The 21,546-nt window shown below is 60.2% G+C and carries 17 protein-coding genes; 13 read left to right on the top strand and 4 right to left on the bottom strand.

Annotated elements, in window-relative coordinates:
- Window positions 1-29: 29 nt before the first annotated feature.
- From BJ928_RS16525 to BJ928_RS16515, 3 genes are all read right to left on the bottom strand, one after another.
- Complete coding sequence (locus BJ928_RS16525) at window positions 30-959, bottom strand: MYG1 family protein (protein ID WP_047631403.1); 930 nt, start codon at window positions 957-959, stop codon at window positions 30-32.
- Between the two features lie 206 nt (window positions 960-1,165).
- The gene (locus BJ928_RS16520; RefSeq protein ID WP_047631405.1) at window positions 1,166-2,062 is read right to left on the bottom strand and encodes a GGDEF domain-containing protein; all 897 of its coding nucleotides are present in this window, start codon (window positions 2,060-2,062) and stop codon (window positions 1,166-1,168) included.
- Window positions 2,063-2,300: 238 nt separating this feature from the next.
- The gene (locus BJ928_RS16515; RefSeq protein ID WP_047631406.1) at window positions 2,301-3,197 is read right to left on the bottom strand and encodes a fructose bisphosphate aldolase; all 897 of its coding nucleotides are present in this window, start codon (window positions 3,195-3,197) and stop codon (window positions 2,301-2,303) included.
- Between the two features lie 734 nt (window positions 3,198-3,931).
- Between BJ928_RS16515 and BJ928_RS16510 the strand changes: the two genes are divergently transcribed.
- The 7 genes from BJ928_RS16510 (at window position 3,932) to BJ928_RS16480 (ending at window position 13,271) form a co-directional block, all read left to right on the top strand.
- Window positions 3,932-4,933: an LLM class flavin-dependent oxidoreductase gene (locus BJ928_RS16510; protein WP_047631408.1), complete on the top strand. Its 1,002-nt coding sequence runs from the start codon at window positions 3,932-3,934 to the stop codon at window positions 4,931-4,933.
- A 36-nt stretch (window positions 4,934-4,969) separates the two neighbouring features.
- Window positions 4,970-6,607, top strand: coding sequence for an ABC transporter substrate-binding protein (locus BJ928_RS16505; RefSeq protein ID WP_047631410.1), 1,638 nt, complete (start codon window positions 4,970-4,972; stop codon window positions 6,605-6,607).
- A gap of 40 nt (window positions 6,608-6,647) precedes the next feature.
- Entirely contained in the window at window positions 6,648-8,270 is a 1,623-nt protein-coding gene (locus BJ928_RS16500; protein WP_047631412.1) for an ABC transporter substrate-binding protein, read from the top strand.
- Between the two features lie 73 nt (window positions 8,271-8,343).
- The gene (locus BJ928_RS16495) at window positions 8,344-9,360 is read left to right on the top strand and encodes an ABC transporter permease (protein WP_047631414.1); all 1,017 of its coding nucleotides are present in this window, start codon (window positions 8,344-8,346) and stop codon (window positions 9,358-9,360) included.
- Window positions 9,357-10,226, top strand: coding sequence for an ABC transporter permease (locus tag BJ928_RS16490; RefSeq protein WP_052227669.1), 870 nt, complete (start codon window positions 9,357-9,359; stop codon window positions 10,224-10,226). The genes BJ928_RS16495 and BJ928_RS16490 overlap by 4 nt, the downstream gene beginning before the upstream one ends.
- Window positions 10,223-11,887 (top strand): ABC transporter ATP-binding protein, encoded by a 1,665-nt coding sequence (locus tag BJ928_RS16485; RefSeq protein ID WP_047631415.1) that lies wholly within the window; start codon window positions 10,223-10,225, stop codon window positions 11,885-11,887. Before BJ928_RS16490 ends, BJ928_RS16485 begins: the two co-directional genes overlap by 4 nt.
- 58 nt (window positions 11,888-11,945) lie before the next feature.
- Entirely contained in the window at window positions 11,946-13,271 is a 1,326-nt protein-coding gene (locus BJ928_RS16480; protein WP_047631417.1) for an NtaA/DmoA family FMN-dependent monooxygenase, read from the top strand.
- A gap of 85 nt (window positions 13,272-13,356) precedes the next feature.
- On the opposite strand, the gene BJ928_RS16475 is transcribed toward BJ928_RS16480, so the two are convergent.
- Entirely contained in the window at window positions 13,357-14,433 is a 1,077-nt protein-coding gene (locus tag BJ928_RS16475) for a LacI family DNA-binding transcriptional regulator (protein WP_047631419.1), read from the bottom strand.
- A gap of 220 nt (window positions 14,434-14,653) precedes the next feature.
- Between BJ928_RS16475 and BJ928_RS16470 the strand changes: the two genes are divergently transcribed.
- The 6 genes from BJ928_RS16470 to BJ928_RS16445 all read left to right on the top strand — a co-directional run bounded on the left by BJ928_RS16470 (window position 14,654) and on the right by BJ928_RS16445 (window position 21,506).
- On the top strand, window positions 14,654-15,607 hold the full coding sequence (locus tag BJ928_RS16470; RefSeq protein ID WP_047631421.1) for a sugar phosphate isomerase/epimerase: 954 nt from the start codon (window positions 14,654-14,656) through the stop codon (window positions 15,605-15,607).
- Between the two features lie 59 nt (window positions 15,608-15,666).
- Window positions 15,667-16,899 carry an ABC transporter substrate-binding protein gene (locus BJ928_RS16465; RefSeq protein WP_047631423.1) on the top strand — a complete coding sequence of 411 codons (1,233 nt, stop codon included), beginning with the start codon at window positions 15,667-15,669 and terminating at the stop codon, window positions 16,897-16,899.
- Between the two features lie 62 nt (window positions 16,900-16,961).
- Complete coding sequence (locus tag BJ928_RS16460) at window positions 16,962-17,849, top strand: sugar ABC transporter permease (RefSeq protein ID WP_047631425.1); 888 nt, start codon at window positions 16,962-16,964, stop codon at window positions 17,847-17,849.
- Window positions 17,849-18,733 carry a carbohydrate ABC transporter permease gene (locus tag BJ928_RS16455; protein ID WP_047631426.1) on the top strand — a complete coding sequence of 295 codons (885 nt, stop codon included), beginning with the start codon at window positions 17,849-17,851 and terminating at the stop codon, window positions 18,731-18,733. The genes BJ928_RS16460 and BJ928_RS16455 overlap by 1 nt, the downstream gene beginning before the upstream one ends.
- A 4-nt stretch (window positions 18,734-18,737) precedes the next feature.
- Window positions 18,738-19,823 (top strand): ATP-binding cassette domain-containing protein, encoded by a 1,086-nt coding sequence (locus tag BJ928_RS16450; RefSeq protein ID WP_047631428.1) that lies wholly within the window; start codon window positions 18,738-18,740, stop codon window positions 19,821-19,823.
- A 30-nt stretch (window positions 19,824-19,853) separates the two neighbouring features.
- Complete coding sequence (locus BJ928_RS16445) at window positions 19,854-21,506, top strand: GMC family oxidoreductase (RefSeq protein ID WP_047631430.1); 1,653 nt, start codon at window positions 19,854-19,856, stop codon at window positions 21,504-21,506.
- Window positions 21,507-21,546: the final 40 nt, after the last annotated feature.

Below are 21,546 nucleotides of genomic sequence, written 5' to 3'. Positions count from 1 at the left end.
CGCGTCATGCAGACAGGTCCGACGGTACCCTAACCGGCTCCCCCCTGCGCATTCTCCACAGCCAGTTTCGCCAGGGCAAGCGCTGCCTCCCGCGTCTTTGCGGCGGCAATGAAACGGCCGTTGTGACAGAAACTGGCACCTTCAACTCCCGTGACAACTTCCAGGTCGCGACCGCTCAACCCGGCCCAGGCGAGCGGAAGATCCGCGCGCAGTTCGAACCCCTCCTCCGCCCGGCGGATTCCGGTCAGGCACCAATCCGCCTCGCGCGGATGAACCACGAACAGGAGATGATCGGCGCCTGCCTTGACGATCGCCGAACGAAACGGCATCCCCATCGGCAGTTCAAGAACGCGGCCCTTCCCGGCAGACGCAATCGCCTGCAGGACCAAGGCTTCGGCGCGCAGCTTCGCATGAATGCCGGCAATCTTTCCTTCGACAAAATGGCGGGCAATCGCGACTGCGGCATGGAATGCCCGATCAGTCGCTTCCGGATCAGGATCGTCGAAGACGGGTTTCAACGTTTCGAATAAGGACGGCAGGGTCAATCCGGCTAGAAGACCGGCGCTATCCGGGCTCAGCGCGCCATTATCGACCAGATCAACCGGTACGACGAAGCCGGCATCGAAAGCAGCGTGAACAGTCTCAACGAAGGTGCTCGGGATAGAAAGCGCAGTCAGGTAATCACGGCCGAAATGTTTCCAGATCAGCCCGAACGAGCTGTAGGGCTGACCGTCGTCGCGCTGCGGCGCGCCGCGCTGGTGATGATCGAAAATACCGGCAGCCGCATCATAAGCGCCACCGACATCGTAGACGATGCGATCGGCGCCGGGTGCAATCCATTCCGACGCCCTGCTGCGAACCACCCGCGCATCAGGGAAAAGCCGCGTAAGAATGACGCTGGACAACACTTCGTCGGCATGAAAGCCGCCGGAATGTGTGACGAGGAAATTTGGAGCCATACGGCCATGACCTTACTGTTTGCGAATTGGACAGACGGGCAGATAGCCAGTTTTGGCCATGATCTCAACTGCTCATCATAAAAGCGGCAAAACCAACGCATGCCGCGAAATGGAAGCGCCATTTATCGCATATGCCGATCGGTTGATGGGCCTGCCTATCGCCATCGTCGAGAAGCAAGGCGATGTGCCTGATATGTGTCGACATTTCAAGCAGCGCGAACACGATCACGGCCGCTAAGCTTGGCAGCATAGAGAGCTTGGTCGGCGCGTCGGTACAGATCTGGCGCGCTGTCTGTCTCAATACAGGCAGCAATGCCGGCAGAACAGGTGTAGCCAAAATCCGGTGAGTTGGGGAGCGGGCGGGAAAACCGGATCGTCGTCAACATCCGTTCCGTGAGTTCGATTGCATCCTGAAGCCCCGTGCCCGGCATGACCAGCACGAACTCCTCGCCGCCAACCCGCCCGAAGCAGTCGGTACGCCGCACATACTGATGAAGCCGATGCGCAAAATCCCGCAGAACGAGATCTCCGGCGTCATGGCCGTGCCTATCGTTGATCAGCTTGAAATTATCGATATCGAATACGGCAAGACATCCGGCGCCACCATCCCTGGCGCCAATCAACATATCGTCGACGCGCGCCATGACGAAACGGCGGTTAGCGACCCCAGTCAGTTCGTCAGTTTGAGAAGCCCTGATGGCCTGATCGCGATCTTGCCGGACGCTTCGGTCGCCGGCGCGCAACGTCGTTATTTCGCTTGCAACGCACAGCATCCAGCCATTTTTCTGCACGGTCTCTGTCATCCAGAGCCAGCGACCATCGGTCAGATCCGTTTCGAAGGCTCGATAGCCGATCTTTCCGCGACGCGACTGCGTCGACCGTAGCCACCCGTCGAAATCGCTCGAACGAATGACCGTCCCCCGGCCGAGTTCGAAGTTGCGCCGCATCAGGTCCGGCCATAGCGGCGTCTCATCGGGATCGATGAAAAAGGCGAGGCGAAATGCATCGTTCGCGTATCGCAAGCGATCCTCGCTGTCATAGACTGCGATGAGCGTCGAACTGGTCGCACAAAGACGCAGCAGCTGCTCGACCATCTCGTCCATATCGAATCCTGCTTTTTGAGCTAGGCAATATTTACCGCAGAATTCCGATGAGAAAAGGGGGGGCGGCCTCGTGGCCATCAGCTTCGTGGCAAGCTGACACGAAACTAGTTTATCATCCGCGACGGCGAACGCCGCCCATACAGGAATTGCTTCGCTCAAGTGAGCGGGCTATCGCCTTGCGATCGCGTCGGGAATGCCGTGATATCGTCGACGTTGCGGCGATATCACGGCTTCGAACTCAGACCTTCGTCACGCTGCCGGCATAGATTTGGTCGATCGTGGCAGCAAGGCTCGCGTCGAACTCGGCATCGCTCATCGTGACGCGAAGATCCTCGGTCAGAGCGCGCGAGAAGCTGGCGATCATGCCATGGTTGTGGCTCAGCTTTTCGCAAGCTTCGGCACGGCTATAGCCGCCAGACAGCGCCACAACGCGGGCGACCGCCTTATGGGCGATGAGAGGCGCGTAGAAATCCGCAACCGTCGGAATAGTCAGCTTCAGCATGACCTTCGTGCCCGACGGCAAAGCGTCGAGTTCCTTGGTGATCTCGTCCCTCAGAATGGCTTCCGCCTCCTGCTTCGTCGGGCTCTTGATCGAGACTTCCGGCTCAATGATCGGAATGAGGCCGTGGCCCAGAATCTGCCGCCCAACCTCGAACTGCTGCTTCACGACGGCAGCAATGCCGGCCTTATCGGCATTGGCGATCACCGACCGCATCTTGGTGCCGAAGATCCCCTTTTTCACCGCGCGGGCGAGCAAGATGTCGAGATCGGGCATCGGCTTCATCAGCTGGACGCCGTTTTCCTCGGCCGCCAGCCCCTTGTCGACCTTGAGAAAGGGCACCACACCGCGATCTTCCCACAGGTAGGAAGGCACCGGCTTGCCCTGTGCCTCCCCATCCATGGTCTTTTCGAACAGGATGGCGCCGATGACTTTGTCTCCGGAAAAGCTGGGCGCCGTCATGATGCGCACGCGCATCTCGTGCATCAGACGGAACATCTCCTCGTCGCCGCTATATGCGGAATCTGCTATCCCATAGAGACGCAAGGCGCCTGGAGTGGAACCGCCGCTCTGATCAAGGGCGGCGATGAAACCCTTCTTCTCGGACATCTGCGCCATCTGCTTAGCGTCGACCATGCTTTCTCCCCGTAACATTCCTGATTTTACCCTAAACTCTTTAGGGCGCGTGGTGGTGGAAACGTGAACTATAGTGTGCGAAGTTTTTCAGCTTCGATGGCTTAGCGTTTGATCGTTACCGTTTTTCGAAACCCGCTGGTTCATGAGTTGAGTTGGCGGCAATAACGACCAGAACACCTCGGTGCTGTCTAGGGCGGATAAAGCGAAATTCAAAGAAATACGAACAAGTTCAACGTATTTAAATCGATTTTAATATTTTAATCGATTTGATCGCGCCACCCGCTAGAAGCACTCCGTAAGCCCCTTTGTTCCTTTGCCTATCGGATTGTCGGCAATGGATACACGCCGACTCCCTGCACGCGGATCGTACCCGCTTGAGGAGTTCAGGGCTCCGCAGTGGGAGTGGAAGGCGCCAGGGTCTTTGCAACGTACCCCCTGATTCCGATCAAGGCAAGCGCAACAAGGCCCCGTGCTCGCCGGTGCGCGCCACAGGTCTTCAACTCAATCCGCAACGGACTTGCGCGATCTGTCCCCGGCGCTCGTTGAGCCCTGCCGGCTGCTCCGCCACCAATGCTCAATCCCCGGTTCGGCAGGATGCATGTTCTGCGCGGGGCCTGGCGCGGGATGATCTTTCATTGTGCAGTCGTCGATTAAAACATCATTGCTCGATCAATTAATCTATTAAAAATATAGATTATAAAGACTGATCATACTGATAACCCGCAAGAGGACAGATGTCTTACGCCCTGAGTTTTCTCGACAAGAGCCCGATCGATGGCTCCGAGCCCGCCTCGCAAGCGTTACAGCGCAGTTTGGCGCTCGCCAGACGAGCCGAAGATCTCGGGTACCGGCGTTTCTGGGTGGCTGAGCATCACAATTCACCCAAGCTCGCAAGTTCGTCCCCAGAGATTCTGATCAGCCATCTGCTGGCGCATACGCGCCGCATCCGGATAGGGTCCGGCGGCGTGATGCTGCAGCACTACAGTGCCTACAAGGTCGCAGAGAACTTCAATCTCCTTGCCGCTCTGGCGCCGGGCCGTGTCGACCTTGGGGTGGGCAAGGCACCCGGCGGCTTTCCGCTTTCGACCGCCGCCCTCCAGAAGGCATACGACCCCTCGCGCAAACCGTCATTCGAAGCGCAGCTGACCGAGCTGGATGGCTTCCTGCGTCATGAACACGATATTGAAAGCACCATCGAGGAGCTCGCGGCCTTTCCAGCTCCCGACGAGCCACCCGGCCGCTTCCTGCTCGGGGCGAGCCCGGACAGCGCGAGACTGGCTGCTCGTCTGGGCTGGGGCTTCGTCTATGCGGGCCATATCCACGGTGACGATGCGGCAATCGCGCAATCTCTGACTGCCTATCGGCAGGCGGGCGGCAAGATCGCAGTGCTCGCTATCAGTGTCATCACGGCGCAAACAGCCGCCATCGCCGATAGGTTCCTGGGCGACACACGGCGATTTCACCTGGAAATCAAGGGCGGCCAAAACGTCAATGTCGGAAGCCACGAGCAGGCGCTCGAATATGCCCGCCAGGCAGGCGCGACCGACTATCGGATCGAAGAAAGAAGCCCGCGCGTTCTTCGCGGAACGCCAGCCGACGTTCATTTGGAGCTGCAGCGCCTGCACGACCGGTTCGGCATCGATGAATTTATCATTGACTGCCCGGTTTCCGAGGGCGCGCACCGGCTGAGCACCATCGAACTGCTGGCCGGTACGCGCAACGCGGCCGCAGCCTGATCCTCAGCCAGACCGAGATCGGATAGGAAGCACACAGTGGTCAACCGGCGGAAATTTCTGAAGAGCTCAGGGATCGCAGCGCTCTCATTGTCGCTCGGGCTGAAACCTTCGCGGACGCGCGCGGACGAAGCGCCCGTTCACGGCGGATCTCTGACCTGGGGTGTAGAGACGGAACCATCCACGCTTAACCCGCATTTGAACGGTCAGGCCAAGGCGAAGCTGGTTCTACGCAATGCCTATGAATGCCTTCTCGCCCGCTCGGCCGATGGCGGCTATGCACCGTGGCTGGCAAAAGACTATTCGATCTCTGAAGACGGCAGGACCTATACGTTCAACCTCCGCGAGGACGTAACCTTCAGTGACGGAGAGGCATTCGACGCGGCGGCCGTCGTAATGAATTTCCTGAAACTGAAGGAGCCGCTCTATTCGGGCAGCATCAGTGCAGGTCACGTCTCCCACATCGCCGGGGCGACGGCACGCGATGCCCATACGGTCGTGCTTGCGCTTAACGACGTCTACGCGCCCTTCCTCGACGGCGCCAGCAGCATCGAGATCATTTCTCCGAAGTCGTTCTCATCCCCACAGCTGAAGGCGGGCGGCCCCGCAATCGCGGGCACTGGCCCTTTCATTCTCGACCGCTATGTCAAAGGCCAGGAAATCCGCTTCGTCAAAAATCGCGCCTACAATTGGGCCCCGGCCAATGCCGGGCATCAAGGCCCTGCCTATCTCGATGAGGTCGTGTATCGCTTCCTGCCCGAATCCGCGGTTCGCACCGGTGCCCTGAGCTCCGGCCAAGTACACGTCATCGAAGGTATTTCCGGCAATGACGCGGCACTCTTCCGTGACGATCCGGATTTCACCTATCAAAGCGCGTTGAATACCGGCACTCCCTATACGCTTTACCTGAATGTCGCCAAGGAGCCCACGAGCGACCTACAGATACGCAAGGCCCTGCTTGCAGCGATCGATGTGGAACAGATCATCCAGTCCGTCTATCGCGGCGAACGCAAGCGGGCATGGGGAGTACTGACGCCCGCCGACACCGATTTCTACGACAAGAGCATTGAGGGCAGCTACGGCTTTGATGCGGATTTGGCAAACAAACTGCTCGACGCGGCCGGCTGGTCGCAAAGAGACGGCGATGGCATCCGCACGAAAGACGGCAAGCGGCTGACAATCGAGATCGTGCAGTCGCAGGCGACGTTGCGCGATCAGCGCGATGTTCTTCTCGAGGCTGTTCAGGCGCAGGCACGTCAGAACGCCGGCATCGATATTGTCTTGCGCTATGTCGACGCCGGCACCTATGTGAACCGACAGAACGACGGCCAATACGGCATCATTCCGAACTCGACCACGGCGCAGGAAAACGGCCTCACCCTCTATTTTCATTATCTGCCGCGCGAAAAGGGTGGATCAATCAACTACAGCCGCACCGTGGCGTCTGAAATATCGACTTGGCTTGCCGAGGCCGCCTCGACGCTCGACGCCAAGAAGCGCTTCGAGATCTACTCGGCGCTGCAGCGTTTCGCGCTTCAGGAGCAGGCACTCGGACTGCCGCTCTATGTTCCGGACGATCAAATCGCTGCATCGGCCGCAGTCAAGGGTGTCGGCTTTCGCCCGTTCAAGCGCCTACCCGAAAACGCCTACGACGTCTGGCTCCAACAACAGGTCTGAGTTGGATTCCCAAAGGTTTTTCAAAAGGAGATATCGATAAATGCTTATTCGCAGACATTTTCTGAGCCTGACCGCCGTTACCCTTGCGGCCTCCATGCTGTCAGGCATTTCACTGGCGGCCGACGGCACACCGGTCAGCGGCGGCAAGCTGACATGGGGCGTCGAGACGGAGCCGGCCACGCTCAATCCGCAACTCAACGGGCAGGATAAGACCAAGCTGCTGCTGCGAAACTCCTACGAGTCACTGCTGGCGCGCAGCGCCGATGGCGGCTACCTTCCCTGGCTTGCAACCGAATACAAGATTTCCGACGACGGCAAGACATATACGTTCAAGTTGCGCGACGATGTGAGCTTTACCGATGGACAGAAGCTCGATGCGCAGGCCGTCATCACCAATTTCACCAAGCTCAAGGATGCCGCCTATAGCGGCAGCGTGAGCGCCGGCCCGGTTTCCCGCATCATCGGCGCGAAGGCGCTGGACGACCACACCGTCTCCTTCACATTGAACCAGGTCTACGCCCCCTTTCTCGACTATGCCACCAGCCTGGAGATCCTTTCGCCCGCGGCCTTCAATTCGACGCAGCTGAAATCCGGCGGACCGGAGATTGCAGGAACCGGCCCCTTCATCCTCAAGCGCTACGCCAAGGGGCAGGACATTCAGTTCGTCAAGAATCCGGCTTACAACTGGGCACCCAAGACATCAGCTCATCAGGGACCAGCCTATCTGGATGAGGTGACCTATCGTTTTCTCTCCGAATCTTCAGTCAGGACCGGTGCTCTCTCGTCCGGCCAGGTCGACGTGATCGAGGGGATCGCCGGCAATGATGCCAGCCTTTTCAAGGGCAATCCGGACTTCAGCTACCAGACGGCTCTTAACACCGGTACGCCCTATTCATTGTTCCTCAATGTCACCTGGGGCCCAACCCAGGATCTCAAGGTACGCAAGGCCCTGATCGCCGCAATCGACGTCGATGCGGTGCTGAAAGCCGTCTATCGCGGCGAACGCACCCGCGCTTGGGGCATCACATCGCCGATCGATCCGCAGTTCTACGACAAGAGCATCGAGGCGGCATACAAGCCAGATCCCAAGGTCGCAAACACACTTCTTGACGAGGCGGGCTGGACCGCGCGGGATGCCGACGGCTTCAGGACAAAGGACGGCAAGCGGCTGACCATCGAGGTCATCCAGGCGCAGGCGACGGTGCGCGATCAGCGCGACGTGCTGCTACAGGCCCTGCAGGCGCAGGCACGCCAGAACGCCGGCATCGATCTCAAGATCGTCTTCGTGGACGCAGGTACCTATACCGATCGGCGCAAGACCGGTCAGTTCGGCTCGATCGCCAATTCCAATACGCCGACGGATGCGATCGACATCGAATATCATTACCTACCCCTCGATAAGGGCGGCAGCATCAACTACAGCCGTGCCTTTGCGCCGGAACTTGCCCAGTGGCTGAATGAAGCCGCCTCGACGCTGGACCAGAAGAAGCGCTTCGATCTCTATTCGAAGCTGCAGCGCTTCGCCATTCTCGATCAGAGCTATGCCCTGCCGCTCTACGAACCTGAGGACCAGGTGGCGGCGGCAAGCTATGTGAAGGGCATCAGCTTCAGACCCTTCAAGCAATTGCCGGAGAGCGCCTACGACATCTGGCGCAGCGAGTGAACCGTATTGTCAACGCGTCCCCGGCGACAGCTCGGGACAGTGGAGGCCGGGGACAGTGGAGGAACGACAGATCATGACTGCTGACAATACAACGGCCTTCGACCAGACCGCATCGGATTGGCTTTCGCGCAGACGCCGGCTGAGGCGCAACAGCCTCGCATCACAGATCCTGGTGCGGATCGGCTCCGCCATCGCGGTTCTATGGGCGGCGATAACGTTGAGCTTCATCAGCATTCATCTCGCGCCGGGCGATATTGTCAGCCTCTTGATCGGAGAGCAGCTGCGCACACCGGAGGTGGAAGCCGCCATCCGCCTCGAATGGGGCTTGGACAAGCCGCTATTGACGCAATACCTGACCTATCTCCTGCGTGTCCTGCATGGCGATTTCGGACGCTCCTATATCCTGCAAACGGATGTCTCGGGCCTCGTCTTGTCGCAGATGTTGCCGACATTGAAGCTGACTGCGGCCGCCCTCTTCGTCGCCGTGGTCTTTGCCGTCACCAGCGCCCTGCTGACCGCTGGCAAGCGCCTGCCACGCAGCATTGCCGGCGGCGTTGAACTCATCCTGATCTCGACGCCGTCCTTCTGGCTCGGCATTGTGCTCCTATTCATATTCTCCTTCACCTTGAAGCTCTTTCCCGTCGCCGGCGACCGGACGTTCTCGGCGCTGGTCCTGCCGGCCTTGTCTCTGGGCCTGTCACTCGGCGCCGTTATCGGACAGGTGCTGCGAGAAGGGCTCGAACGGGCACTGGAAGAACCCTTCATGCTGACGGTGAAGAGCTGGGGCGCCAATGATTTCGTGCTGAAGCTGCGCCACGGTTTGCGTCATGCCGCACTTCCCGCCGTGACGCTTGCCGGTTGGCTCGTCGGCAATCTGTTGTCCGGCGCGGTCATCACCGAAGCGGTATTCGGCCGGCCCGGGCTGGGGCGGATTACGGTCGATGCCGTGCTGGCGCACGACCTCCCCGTCGTGCTCGCCGTCGCCATCCTTTCAGCCTTCGTCTACGTCGCCCTCAGCACATTGGTGGATGTGCTTTATCTGCTACTCGATCCTCGCCTGCGCAATCGCAACCTGGAGGCGGGCCATTGAGCGTCTCCTCCCCCTCAGAGCGAGAAGCCGGTCGGCATCAGCCGCGACTGCGTGCGCGGCTCTCAAGTCCGGGTCTTACTGTTTCCGCGATTTTCCTGTTGCTGGTAGCGATCGCAACCATCTGGCCGCAAGTTCTCACCACTACCAATCCGATTGCTGCCGATCCCTTACAGGCGCAGCTGCCGCCGTCGACAGAACACTGGTTCGGTACGGATCATCTGGGAAGAGATGTCTTCGCGCGCGTCATTTATGGTGCGCGTTACTCCATCCTTATCGGCGTCAGCGCCGTTGCCATCGCCGCAATCGCCGGCGCTCTTCTAGGCCTCCTGTCGGGTCTTGCCCGTGGTCTCATCGACGAAGCTATCTCGCGTTTTCTCGACGTGATTTCATCGTTCCCCGATCTGCTTTTGGCTCTCGTGCTGATTTCCTTTACCGGACCTGGCACGATCAACCTTATCTTCGCGCTCGGCGTTGCCTCGGTGCCACGCTTTGCCAGGGTCGTGCGCGCACAGACCTTCGTGATCGCCAAAAGCGGTTATGTGGAGCAGGCAAGGACGTTCGGCCTGAGGCGCAGCGTACTTGTGGCCCGCCATATCCTGCCCCATGCCCTGGCACAGGTACCCATCCTCGCGACGATCGGCCTCGGCACGACCATCATACAGGCCGCGGGACTAAGCTTCCTCGGCATGGGGCCGCAGCCGCCCGCACCGGAATGGGGAGCGATGCTGGCGGAGGCCCGCAACTATCTGCGCGTTGCTTGGTGGATCGGCGTCTGGCCAGGCCTCGCCATTACGTTGACGGTCATTTCCATAAGCGTCTTTGGAAGACGCTGGCAGCTCGCATTTGAAGGCAGGAGGCCGTCGTGACCCCGGTTCTCGACATTCGAAACCTGACAATCGGCTTTCGCCGAGATGGCCACGACGACAAAGTCGTCCACGGCATCGATCTGACGATCGACAAGGGCGAAACAGTTGCCCTTGTCGGAGAATCCGGCTCCGGCAAATCGGTGACGGCCCGCTCCATCATCGGCCTCGCCGGCCCAAATGCAATTGTGAGTGCTGATCGTTTCGATATCGACGGAACCGATGTCCGCGGCTTCGATGAAAGGCAATGGCAGCGCCTTCGCGGCGAAAAGATCGGCTTCGTTCTGCAGGATGCGCTCGTCTCCCTCGATCCGCTGAGACGGATTTCGCAGCAGCTATCCGACGCCTTCGGCGGGCGCAGTCTCTTTCGCCGACCCAACCGACACGAAGACAGCCGCCTGCTGCTGCAGTCGGTCGGCATTCCCGATCCGGATCGACGACTACAGCAATACCCGCACCAGCTTTCCGGCGGTCTTCGCCAGCGCACCCTTATCGCGACGGCCGTAGCCCGACGCCCGTCATTGTTAATTGCCGACGAGCCGACGACTGCGTTGGATGCGACGGTTCAAAAGCAGATCCTCGACCTGCTTCTCGAACGGCGCAAGGGCGGCCACACGCTTCTTCTGATCAGCCACGATCTCGCCGTCGTCTCCCATCTCGCCGATCGCGTCCTCGTCATGAACAACGGCCGGATTGTCGAGGAGGGTCCGACCGAACAGATCCTAAAGAGACCTCGCGACCCCTATACGCGGCAGTTGCTGGATGCCGTGCCTTCAGCCGCCTCCAAGGGATTCCGGCTGTCATCCGCGCCCATGACAAGCACCAGCACCGAGAAGCCGTTCGCCGCGCTCCCGCCAAATACGCGGCAACGCGTCCCCCTGCCCGCAAAGACGATCGATCGTCACAATCACATTCTGTCGGCTCGCAATCTCGTCAAGCGCTATGGCGGCTCGGGCGGTATCTTTGCCGTCAACGATGTCTCCTTCGACCTCGCAGCCGGTGAAGCCCTCGGCATCGTCGGCGAATCCGGCTCCGGCAAAACGACGGTGGCAAAAATCGTTCTCGGCTTGATGGAACCGGATCAAGGATCGGTGCGCCTTGACGGCGGCGGCTGGAGCAATATCCCGGAACATGCGCGTCGCGCCCGGCGCTCCAACATGCAGCTTATCGCGCAGGACGCGCTCAGTTCCTTCGATCCCCGCTACACGGTCGAGAAAATCATCGGCGAAAGCCTCGATAGCGCCGGCATCTTCGGCGCAGCGCGCCGAGAGCGGGTACGAGAGGTGCTGGATGCGGTCCGCCTCAGCGACGCCTTCCTGAAGCGCCATCCCCGCGAACTTTCCGGCGGTCAGCGCCAACGCATCGCAATCGCACGCGCATTTGCACCGCGCCCGCGGCTTCTCGTCGCCGACGAGCCGGTCAGCGCACTCGACGTATCGGTGCAGGCGCAGGTGCTCGACCTTCTGGCGGAGCTTCAGGCTGCATCCGGAACCTCACTGCTCTTCATCTCACACGACCTCGGCGTCGTCCATCACCTGACGGACCGAGTTCTGGTGATGAAGGAGGGGCGCATCGTCGAAGCCGGCGCCGTGGCAGATGTCTTCACCAGTCCACATCACAGCTACACGCGCACGCTGCTGGAAGCCGTTCCGGCTTTGCCGTGAGACGCACAATTCAAACACCGGCACAGACCAGAATTTTAAACGATCAAGGAAATTCGCAATGACCCACAATCGTCCCCGACGCCTGAAGACATTGACCGGAGCAAGCAGTGTCATTTCCGCCGCAAACGACGCAAGTCCCGTCATCGGCATCAAGCGTGCCGTCGAACTTGCCCGTAAGGCTGAAGCGGAAAAGATCACCGGACTGTTCACGGCGGACCTGCTCCACATCGACCCCGCGGGACTTGCCGGAACCGCCGGCATCCAGGAGCCGATCATTGCACTTGCCGCCTTGAGCCAGGTAACGTCCCACATCGGCCTGATCGCTACCGTTTCCACCACTTTTCACTATCCCTACAATCTGGCGCGCCAGATCGGCACACTCGACCATGCAAGCGGCGGACGCGCCGGCTGGAACGCCGTGACCTCCTCGGTTGGTGAAGAGAATTTCGGCGAGACCCTGCCAAGTCCGGAAGAGCGCTACGAGCGGGCTGCGGAATTCATCGAGATCGTCAATGCGCTTTATGATGCCAACGAAGGCAATGCCGCCGAGCGGAAGGCGTCCGGCGCGATTGGCATCGATCCGGCGAAATTCCATCCGATCAACTATCGCGGCAAGCATTTCAAGGTCGACGGCCCCCTCAACGTGCCGCCTTTGCCGCAGGGCCGCCCCGTCCAGTTTCAGGCTGGACAATCCGAGGCAGGCGTGACCGTCGGCGCGCGCTATGCCGAAGTGGTCTACACATCCCAGCCCAAGCTCGATGACGCCATCGCCTTTGCGACGGAGTTGCGGCGCCGTGCGGCAAGCTTCGGCCGTGCGACGGGCCTCCCCTTCATCATGAATTCGTTCCACGCCATCATCGGAGAATCGGATGCGGATGTCGCGCGACGGCTGAAGGAAAAGCACGAGCGGATCGACTACGAGCAAGGACGGCTGAAACTGGCAGATATGCTCGGCGGCGATCTTGATCTTTCCGAACTGCCGCTCGACGAGCCCCTGCCGGAAGCATTGCTGCCAGATGTCACCAGCATCAACCGCCGGCGCGGGCGCGTCGAAATCTTCCGGCGCTACGCGCGCGAGGGGTTGACCCTGCGGCAACTCATCATTCAGGCACAGGAAACGGGTCACTGGTCGGTAGCCGGCACGCCGGAACAGCTTGCTGATGCAATCGAGGAGCGCTATCGCGCCGGAATTCTCGATGTGCTCTCCCTGCACGGTTTCGGCAATCCCGACCAGGAGGATCTGCTAGTGAACGGGCTGCTGCCCGAGTTGCGGCGTCGTGCAATCATCGATACCGATTATGTTGGCGACGATTTCCGCTCCAACCTGGAACTGCCGCCCTACATACCCGCAAACGGCGACTTGAACCCGGCCAAACGCGCCTGATCAATGGGAATGGAAATGATCATAAGGCTGCACGCGTTGCCGGCGCCTTTGTGGGGACGCCGGCCGGCACGATGCCACATCATCTCTATGCACTCGACGGCGCCGGGCCAAAGCTTTCGCGCCGGATGAGTTTGCTTTTGATGACGTGACGCATGGCCGTCGCCTTTTCCGGTGTGTCGATTCGTTCCATCAGCAAGCTTACGGCCATTTGCCCCATCTCCTCGACCGGTTGTTCGATGGTCGACAGCGGCGGTGTCGAATATTCGCATACCGGTGCGCCGTCGAAGGACACGATGGAAAGATCTGTCGGAATCTTCCAGCCCATCCGCTGAACGCAGCTCATGAAGGAAATCGCCATGTCATCGCTCGTGGCAATGACGGCCGTCGGCTTTGACATGAGATTGGCGAATTCCGTGGCGGCGGCGGCGCCGATCTGGAAGCCATGCTGATAATCGAGACGTCCGCCTGACCGGACGATCGCCGTCTCGGGCAGACCAGCAGCGGCAAGCGCCTCGACGGCGCCCAGATATCGTTCATTGTCATGATAATTGCCCTGCGGACCGGCAAGATAAAGGAAGCGCCGGTGGCCGAGGGCAATCAGTTCCGTCGTTGAATCGCGAACGGCTTGCCGGTCGTTAGTCACGACACTCGGCAGAGCCGCATGGCTCATGTCGAACAATAGCGAGACGACCGGCAGAGCCGAATCCCTGAGTGAACGGCCGCCGTCGACCGGGAGATCCGAGGAAAGAATGATGGCGCCTCGCACCGTGCCGCCGAAGGCAAGATCGAGGATATGACGCTCCGAAACCTCGTCACGATCGAGGTTGGCAATCATCAGGTGGTAACCATTTTGGCGCAGCGATCGGTTTATCCCCTGCAAAACCTGAGGAATGACCTGCGACACGCCGTAATAGAGCGAACCCGGGAGAATGATCATGACGACGTTGGACTTACCGACGCGAAGCCCCCTTGCCATGGCATTCGGCGTGTAGCCGAGCTGCCTTGCGGCCGCATCGATCTTGGCGCGCGTCTTCTCGTTGACGCGACCCGGATTGGCGAGTGCCCGGCTTACGGTGGAGATCGCAACTCCTGCCAGCCGAGCAACATCCGCCATTAAGGGACCGGAATGCTCTTCAACCGGCAAATCCTTGTTAACCTTCACTTTTTCGCGCCCTTCCCAATGCCTGCTGTCCCGAATGCTACGGCAATCCGAACCGTTTAGCAAACGTTTGCCAAAAATCGCTTGCATATAAAAACGACTTGTCTACTATTTGGGAACGGCAAACGTTTGCCAATTGCAGTGCATTGAAATCATTAGGGATTATTCGGCGCGAAATATGCTTTCGCGAACGACTTCCCGTGTCAAAAGAACGGATAGTTTCATGACCTCCACGGAACGGCTGCGCTTTGGTGTCGACCTCGTCACCTTTTTCCACCCCGGATTCTGGGGCGTCGAGGATTATGACGGCATCATCGCACTATCGCGCAATGAGCCCCGCGCCTTCTGGGACAAGATACTCGATGCGGTGCAAGCCTCCGGCGTGACCGGTGTGGAACTCACCTTCTCGCCATTCAACTGGCAGGATGCGACAAAGACCTACGGTTCGGTCGAGAAATTTGCCGCAGAGCTTTCCAGACGCGGGCTGACGCTTGCGAGCGGGTTCTTCGCCGAGTTGGAGGCTGCCGGCGATTTCACCGAGCCATCCGCGCAGGCCGCCATCGTCGACAAGGCGGAAAAATACGCCGAATTTCTCAAAGCCTGCGGCAGCGACATCATGGTCATCGGCGCGCCGCTTCGTCAGACGCCCGGCGCTCAGCCGACGCGGTTCTTCGATTTCGAGCAGGCGCGCAAGATTGCCGATTTCCTCAATCGCCTCGGCGCCGCTCTCTATGCCAAGGGTGTACAGCTCGCGCTCCATACCGAGGCGCATTCGATCTTCGCGGCTGCACGCGATGTCGATCTGCTGATGCTACTGACCGATCCTGCCTATGTGCATATGTGCCCGGATACGGCGCATATTATCGTTGCCGGCTCCGATCCGCTGCAGCTTGTCGACCGTCACCATGAACGTGTCATCATCGCTCACTGGAAGGATGCCCTGGGGCCGATGCCGGCCGATACCATCATCGACAAGCACATCCATGATCGCCATCGCCCCTATTTCTGCGGCTTTGGTCTTGGCCGGGTCGATTGGCCGGGCTGGGCGAGGCTGTTGCGCGACCGTGGCTATGAGGGCTGGGCCATTCTCGAGCTTGATGCCGCGCCCGATCCCGTCGGCGATATCGCCAACGGGCTGACGCTCGTCAGGCAGGCGCTTTTGCCGATCTATCGCTGATACCAACAATCCGAAGACGAATAGCCCCGCCAAGAGGGCTTTCCTGAAGAGGTGGAACAATGAAAGACATAATGAAAATGCTCTTGATGGGAGTCGCGCTTATTGCGACCTCCCTGCCTGCCCTTGCCGAAGACAAGCCTCAAGCCGAGGTGATCACGTCCTGGACATCAGGCAGCGAAGCCGCAGCCCTCGGTGTCATCAGACAGGAATTCGAAAGGCGAGGCGGCGTGTGGAAGGATTCCTCCATCGCCGGCTTCGGCGCGGCCGATGCCGCATTCCAGAACCGTCTGGTCGCCGGCGATCCGCCGGCTGCCAAACAGGCCGTGATTGGCCTTGCCAACACCGATTTCGTCAATCAGGGTCTGATGAATTCGATCGACGATGTGGCAAAGGCCGGCAAATGGGCCGATGTCCTGCCGAAGTCGATCTACGACCTCATTTCCTATAACGGCAAGGTCTATCTTTCTCCCAGCGATGCCCATGGCGAAAGCTGGGTATTCTATTCCAAGGAAGCCTTCGCCAAGGCCGGCGTCAGCGAGGAACCGAAGAGCTGGGACGAATTCTTCGCAGCACTCGACAAGCTTAAGGCTGCCGGCATTCAGCCTGTCGCCTGGGGCGGCCAATCCTGGCAGGAATCCAAGGTCTTCAACATGATCCTGCTGACCCAGGTCGGCATTGACGGCTTCCTCAAGATCTATGTCGACAAGGACAAGAGTGACGCATCGACGGAAGGGGTGAAGAAGACGCTCGATATCCTCGGCAAGCTGCGCGCCTATGTCGATGAAGGTGCCGCAGGCCGCAACTGGAACGACGCGACAGCCATGGTCATCACCGGAAAGGCCGGCGTGCAATTCATGGGCGATTGGGCCAAGGGTGAATTCGTCGCCGCCGGCAAAGAGCTGGGCAAGGATTACGGCTGCATGCTCGCGCCGCAATCGCCTGGGATGGTCTATGTCGCCGATTCCTTCTCATTCCCGAAGATCGCCGACGCCGCCTCGCAAAAAGGTCAGGCCCTGCTGGCCGAAGTCGCCATGGACCCGACCGTGCAGGTCGAGTTTTCACTCAGGAAAGGCTCGGTGCCGATGCGTACCGACGTCGACAAGTCGAAACTCGACATCTGCGCGCAAAAGGGCCTCGAGCTGATGAGCGCCGGCAAGATCGTGCCGGATCAAGCGTTGATCCTCTCGCCGCAACAGGCCGGCGCCCTCAACGATTTCGTCGACGAGTTCTGGACCAATCCATCCGAGGATAGCTCTTCGGGTGCGGAAAAGTTCTTCGCGATCTTCGAATAGCTCTTCCAGCGAGCCGATCGTCGGTCGATCGGCTCCAACCATTCTTTCGAGAAAGTTTGCTGATGCAAGCCAAGCGCAGACGTCCCTTTGCTGCGACCCTTGCCCTGCTGCCGACCTGGATTGCCGCGATCTTCGTCTATATCGGCACCATGGTCTGGTCGGTGCGGCTGTCGTTTACGGATTCGACCATCTTTCCGTCGTCCAACTATGTTGGTTTCGCGCAATACGCCAAGCTGTTTAAAAACGCGCGGTGGCTGGCATCGCTGGAAAACGTGCTGATCTTCGGTGTGCTCTATGTGGGAGGATGCCTCACTCTCGGCTTCGTGCTCGCCGCAGCCCTTGATCGCAAGGTCCGCTTTGAGAGCATGTTCCGCACCATCTTCCTCTATCCCTATGCCATGTCCTTCGTGGTGACCGGTCTCATCTGGCAATGGATGCTGAATCCGACCTTCGGCATCCAGGCGACGGTCAGGGCGCTCGGCTGGCAGAGCTTCGTCTTCGACTGGATCGTCAATCGCGATATGGCGATCTACACCGTGGTCTTTGCCGGTGTCTGGCAGGGCGCCGGCCTCGTCATGGTCATCGCACTGTCAGGCATGCGCGGAATCGGCGAAGAGCAGTGGAAGGCGGCGCAGATTGACGGCATTCCGGTCTGGCGCATCTATGTCTCGATCATCCTGCCGCAGCTCGGCCCGGCACTTGCCGCATCCGGCATGCTGCTCTCGATGGGCGTGATCAAGACCTATGACCTGATTGTCGCGCAGACCGGTGGTGGACCCGGCTATTCGACCGAAGTGCCGGCGAAATTCATCATGGACAATCTGTTCGAGCGCCAGAACCTTGGCCTTGCGAGCGCCGGCGCCACCGTGCTCGTGCTCTCGGTCGTCATGGCCGTCGCGCCGTTCCGCTATGCGCTCCACATGCGCGCCAGAAGAAGGGGAGCACACTGATGGCGGCTCTTCACCCTCGCGGCCCTAAGCCGTCACGGCTGACGGCCGGTCAGATCGGGCTCTACGCCTTCCTCATCCTGTCGGCGCTCTTCTTCCTGCTGCCGCTCTATACGATGCTTGTCACCTCGCTGAAGACGATGGAGGAAATCCGCCAGGGCCGTATCTTCGCCTTGCCCGATACCATCGATTTCGACGCGTGGAAGACCGCCTGGTCGGGAGCCTGTATGGGCACGCAATGCCTGGGCGTGCGTGTCGGCTTCTGGAACTCGGTCAGGATCACCGTGCCGGCGGTGGCGATTTCCGTCTTCATCGGCGCTATCAACGGCTATGCCCTCTCCTTCTGGCGGCCGAGAGGCTCGAACCTGCTGTTCGGGCTTCTGATGGCCGGCGGCCTCATCCCCTACCAGATCTTCCTCTATCCGCTGGTGCGGTTGCTCGCCAATCTCAGTCTCTACAATTCGGTAGCCGGCGTCGTTCTGGTCCATGTCATTTTCGGCCTGCCGCTGGTGACGCTGCTGTTCCGCAACTATTTCCTCGCCATTCCCGAAGAACTTTGCAAGGCCGCTCGCGTCGATGGCGCCGGCTTCTGGCGGATCTTCCTTGAAATCATGCTGCCCATGTCGGTGCCCATGATCGTCGTCGCCTCGATCTTCCAGTTTACCGGCATCTGGAACGACTTCCTGATCGGCCTGGTCTTTGCCGGGCGGGACAATCTGCCGATGACAGTGCAGCTCAACAACATCGTCAACACCACCATGGGCGAGCGCGCCTACAATGTGAACATGGCCGCCACCATCCTGACCGCCGTCGTTCCGCTCGCCATCTATTTCTTTTCCGGCCGCTGGTTCCTGCGTGGTGTCGCCGCCGGCGCCGTCAAGGGGTAACGCCATGCAGCCTGCCGTCTCCGTCAAGGACCTCAAGATCGCCTATGGCGACCACACCGTCATCGAGAAGCTGTCGATCGACATTGCCCCGCGCGAATTCCTGGTGCTGCTCGGACCCTCCGGCTGCGGAAAATCGACCCTGCTCAACTCCATTGCCGGCCTGCAGGACATCAGAGATGGTGAGATCTGGATATCGGACAAGAACGTCACCTGGGCCGAGCCGAAGGATCGCGGTATCGGCATGGTTTTCCAGTCCTATGCGCTCTATCCCCGCATGTCGGTGCGCAAGAACCTGTCCTTCGGCCTGCGCGTGGCCGGTCTTCCCAAGACCGAGATCGAGGCGCGCATCGCCCGCACGGCCTCGCTCCTGCATCTCGACAAACTGCTCGACCGCCGCCCTTCGGAACTGTCGGGCGGCCAGCGCCAGCGCGTCGCCATCGGCCGTGCCCTGGTGCGCGAGGTTAACGTCTTTCTGTTCGACGAACCGCTCTCCAATCTCGATGCCAAGCTGCGCAACGAATTGCGCGTCGAGATCAAGAAGCTGCATCAGAGCCTCGGCAACACGATGATCTATGTCACGCATGATCAGGTCGAGGCGCTCACCCTTGCCGACCGCATCGCCATCATGAAGGACGGCGTGATCCAGCAGCTTGCCAGCCCGTCCGAAATCTACCATCGCCCGGCCAATCTCTTCGTAGCCGGCTTCATCGGCGCGCCGGCGATGAATTTTATCGAGGGCGAGATCGCCTTGAAGGCAGGCACGCCGGTCTTCGAAAGCAACGGGCTTGCCATCGATCTCGCCGGCTATCCCTTTCTCAACTCCGCGAAGGCTGGTCCCGCGACGCTCGGCATCCGGCCGGAACATATCGCGCCTGATGGCGCAGACATCGGCTGGCCTACCATCCCCGGCGTCGTCTCAGTTGTCGAGCCGATGGGCGCCGACACCGTTTTGTGGTTCGACTGGGCGGGTCAAAGCCTCTCCTATCGCATCATGGGAGATGATGCCGTCCTGAAGCCGGGCGCGGCGATCGCACCCGGCCTTGATATCGCCAAGGCCTCCCTCTTCGGTGCCGATGGCGCTCGCCTCTAGGACCACCTTCAAAGCATACGGAAATTATCCATGTCTCAGACTGTCTACGACGCGCTGGTGATTGGCTCCGGCGCCGCCGGCTCCTTCGCCGCCAAAGAATTGACCGCCCAAGGACTCACGGTCTTGCTGCTCGAAGCCGGCCCTGCCGTGACGCAGAAGGATTTCGACCCGAACCGCAAGAAGGCGCCCGCCAGCAGCATCAATATCTGGGAGCGCGCCCGCGCCACGCTCAAGGGGCAGCCCATCCAGGCGCGCGCCGCTTTCTTTACCGAGCGCTTCAGCCATTTCTTCGTCAACGATCGCAAGAATCCCTATACGACGCCGAAGGATGCGCCGTTCCTGTGGATACGCGGACGTCAGGGCGGCGGCCGCCTGCACAGCTTCGGTCGTGTGCTGCTGCGCTGGACGGACGATGATTTCAAGATCCGCTCGAAGACCGGCAAGGGTGTCGACTGGCCGGTTTCCTACGATGAACTCGCTCCCTATTATGCCGAGGTCGAGGCAAGCCTTGGCCTTTATGGCAATGAGGATGGCGTGGAGACACTGCCCGACGGCGTCTACGCACATCCCGCCAAGCTGACACCGGCCGAAACGACCTTCAAGACGGAAGTGGAAGGACGCTGGCCGAAGCGGCACGTCGTTTCCTGGCGATATATCGCGCCTGACGCGAAGCGCACGCCGAAACCCTTGCGCGAGGCATTGGCAACCGGGCGGCTGACCATCCGCCACGATGCCATCGTGCGGCGCATCACCACCGATGTTTCAGACAGCAGGGCGACTGGAGCAGAATTCATCGACCGCGTGACCGGTAGGGTCGAGACCGTTCGCGCGGCCCTCGTCGTGCTCTCAGCATCGCCGATCGAAAGCGTGCGGCTGCTTCTCAACTCGGCCAGTGCCCGCCATCCCGAGGGGCTCGGCAATAGCTCGGGCACGCTTGGGCGCTATTTCATGGACCAGCTGCCTTGCCTGGCCTTCGGCTCGTTTCCCAAGGCAAACGGCTGGGCGGCCGACGATTCCGCGCCGACAGATCCCTTCTACAATCCCTCCGGCGGCATCTTCGTGCCGCGGTTCGGAGAAGGCGATGCAGGCCGCGATGATTTCGACTATCAGGGCAGTATCGGTCGGGCACCGACGCCCGATAACGAACCTTCACGACTAGCCTTCTTCGGCTTTGGCCGCATGTTGCCTTATGCCGACAATCGCATCACGCTCGATGTGAAGCGCAAGGATGCGTGGGGCATTCCAGTGCCGCACATACGCTGCGTCATGGGTGATGAGGAACATGGCCTGTTGCGCCGGCAGGAAGAGGTGCTGATCGACATGGTGCGTGAGGTCGGCGGCGAGCTGGAGTTCATCGGCTCGCCCACCGGCCTCAGGGAGATGGGCCGAGGCGCGTTTCCCGATGCCGATCCATTCAGCCGCTTCATGTTCCGCACATGGTTCCGCAAGACCATGTGCATGGGAGCAGCGATCCACGAGACTGGCGGCGCGCGCATGGGGACGTCGAGCAGGGAATCCGTCCTCAACGCCTATAACCAGAGCTGGGACGTCCCCAACCTGATCGTGACGGATGCATCCGCCTTCCCGGGCAGTGGGATTGCCGGCACGACGCTGACGGTGATGGCTCTGACCATCCGCGCCTGCAGGACCATCGCCGACCGATATCGTGCCGGACAGCTATGATCTAGGGCTGCGTCCGGATTCAACGAGGTCGAATCTCCGG

It is taken from the genome of Rhizobium sp. WW_1 (assembly GCF_003610155.1).
Lineage (GTDB): Bacteria > Pseudomonadota > Alphaproteobacteria > Rhizobiales > Rhizobiaceae > Rhizobium > Rhizobium tropici_A.
This window is presented reverse-complemented; position numbering and strand designations above follow the sequence as displayed.

Coding starts and splice junctions, on each gene's coding strand:
- BJ928_RS16500 (WP_047631412.1), top strand. CDS start 6,648: ATGCTTATTCGCAGACATTTTCTGAGCCTGACCGCCGTTACCCTTGCG.
- BJ928_RS16525 (WP_047631403.1), bottom strand. CDS start 959: ATGGCTCCAAATTTCCTCGTCACACATTCCGGCGGCTTTCATGCCGAC.
- BJ928_RS16445 (WP_047631430.1), top strand. CDS start 19,854: ATGTCTCAGACTGTCTACGACGCGCTGGTGATTGGCTCCGGCGCCGCC.
- BJ928_RS16470 (WP_047631421.1), top strand. CDS start 14,654: ATGACCTCCACGGAACGGCTGCGCTTTGGTGTCGACCTCGTCACCTTT.
- BJ928_RS16510 (WP_047631408.1), top strand. CDS start 3,932: ATGTCTTACGCCCTGAGTTTTCTCGACAAGAGCCCGATCGATGGCTCC.
- BJ928_RS16520 (WP_047631405.1), bottom strand. CDS start 2,062: ATGGACGAGATGGTCGAGCAGCTGCTGCGTCTTTGTGCGACCAGTTCG.
- BJ928_RS16450 (WP_047631428.1), top strand. CDS start 18,738: ATGCAGCCTGCCGTCTCCGTCAAGGACCTCAAGATCGCCTATGGCGAC.
- BJ928_RS16515 (WP_047631406.1), bottom strand. CDS start 3,197: ATGGTCGACGCTAAGCAGATGGCGCAGATGTCCGAGAAGAAGGGTTTC.
- BJ928_RS16465 (WP_047631423.1), top strand. CDS start 15,667: ATGAAAGACATAATGAAAATGCTCTTGATGGGAGTCGCGCTTATTGCG.
- BJ928_RS16460 (WP_047631425.1), top strand. CDS start 16,962: ATGCAAGCCAAGCGCAGACGTCCCTTTGCTGCGACCCTTGCCCTGCTG.
- BJ928_RS16495 (WP_047631414.1), top strand. CDS start 8,344: ATGACTGCTGACAATACAACGGCCTTCGACCAGACCGCATCGGATTGG.
- BJ928_RS16480 (WP_047631417.1), top strand. CDS start 11,946: ATGACCCACAATCGTCCCCGACGCCTGAAGACATTGACCGGAGCAAGC.
- BJ928_RS16455 (WP_047631426.1), top strand. CDS start 17,849: ATGGCGGCTCTTCACCCTCGCGGCCCTAAGCCGTCACGGCTGACGGCC.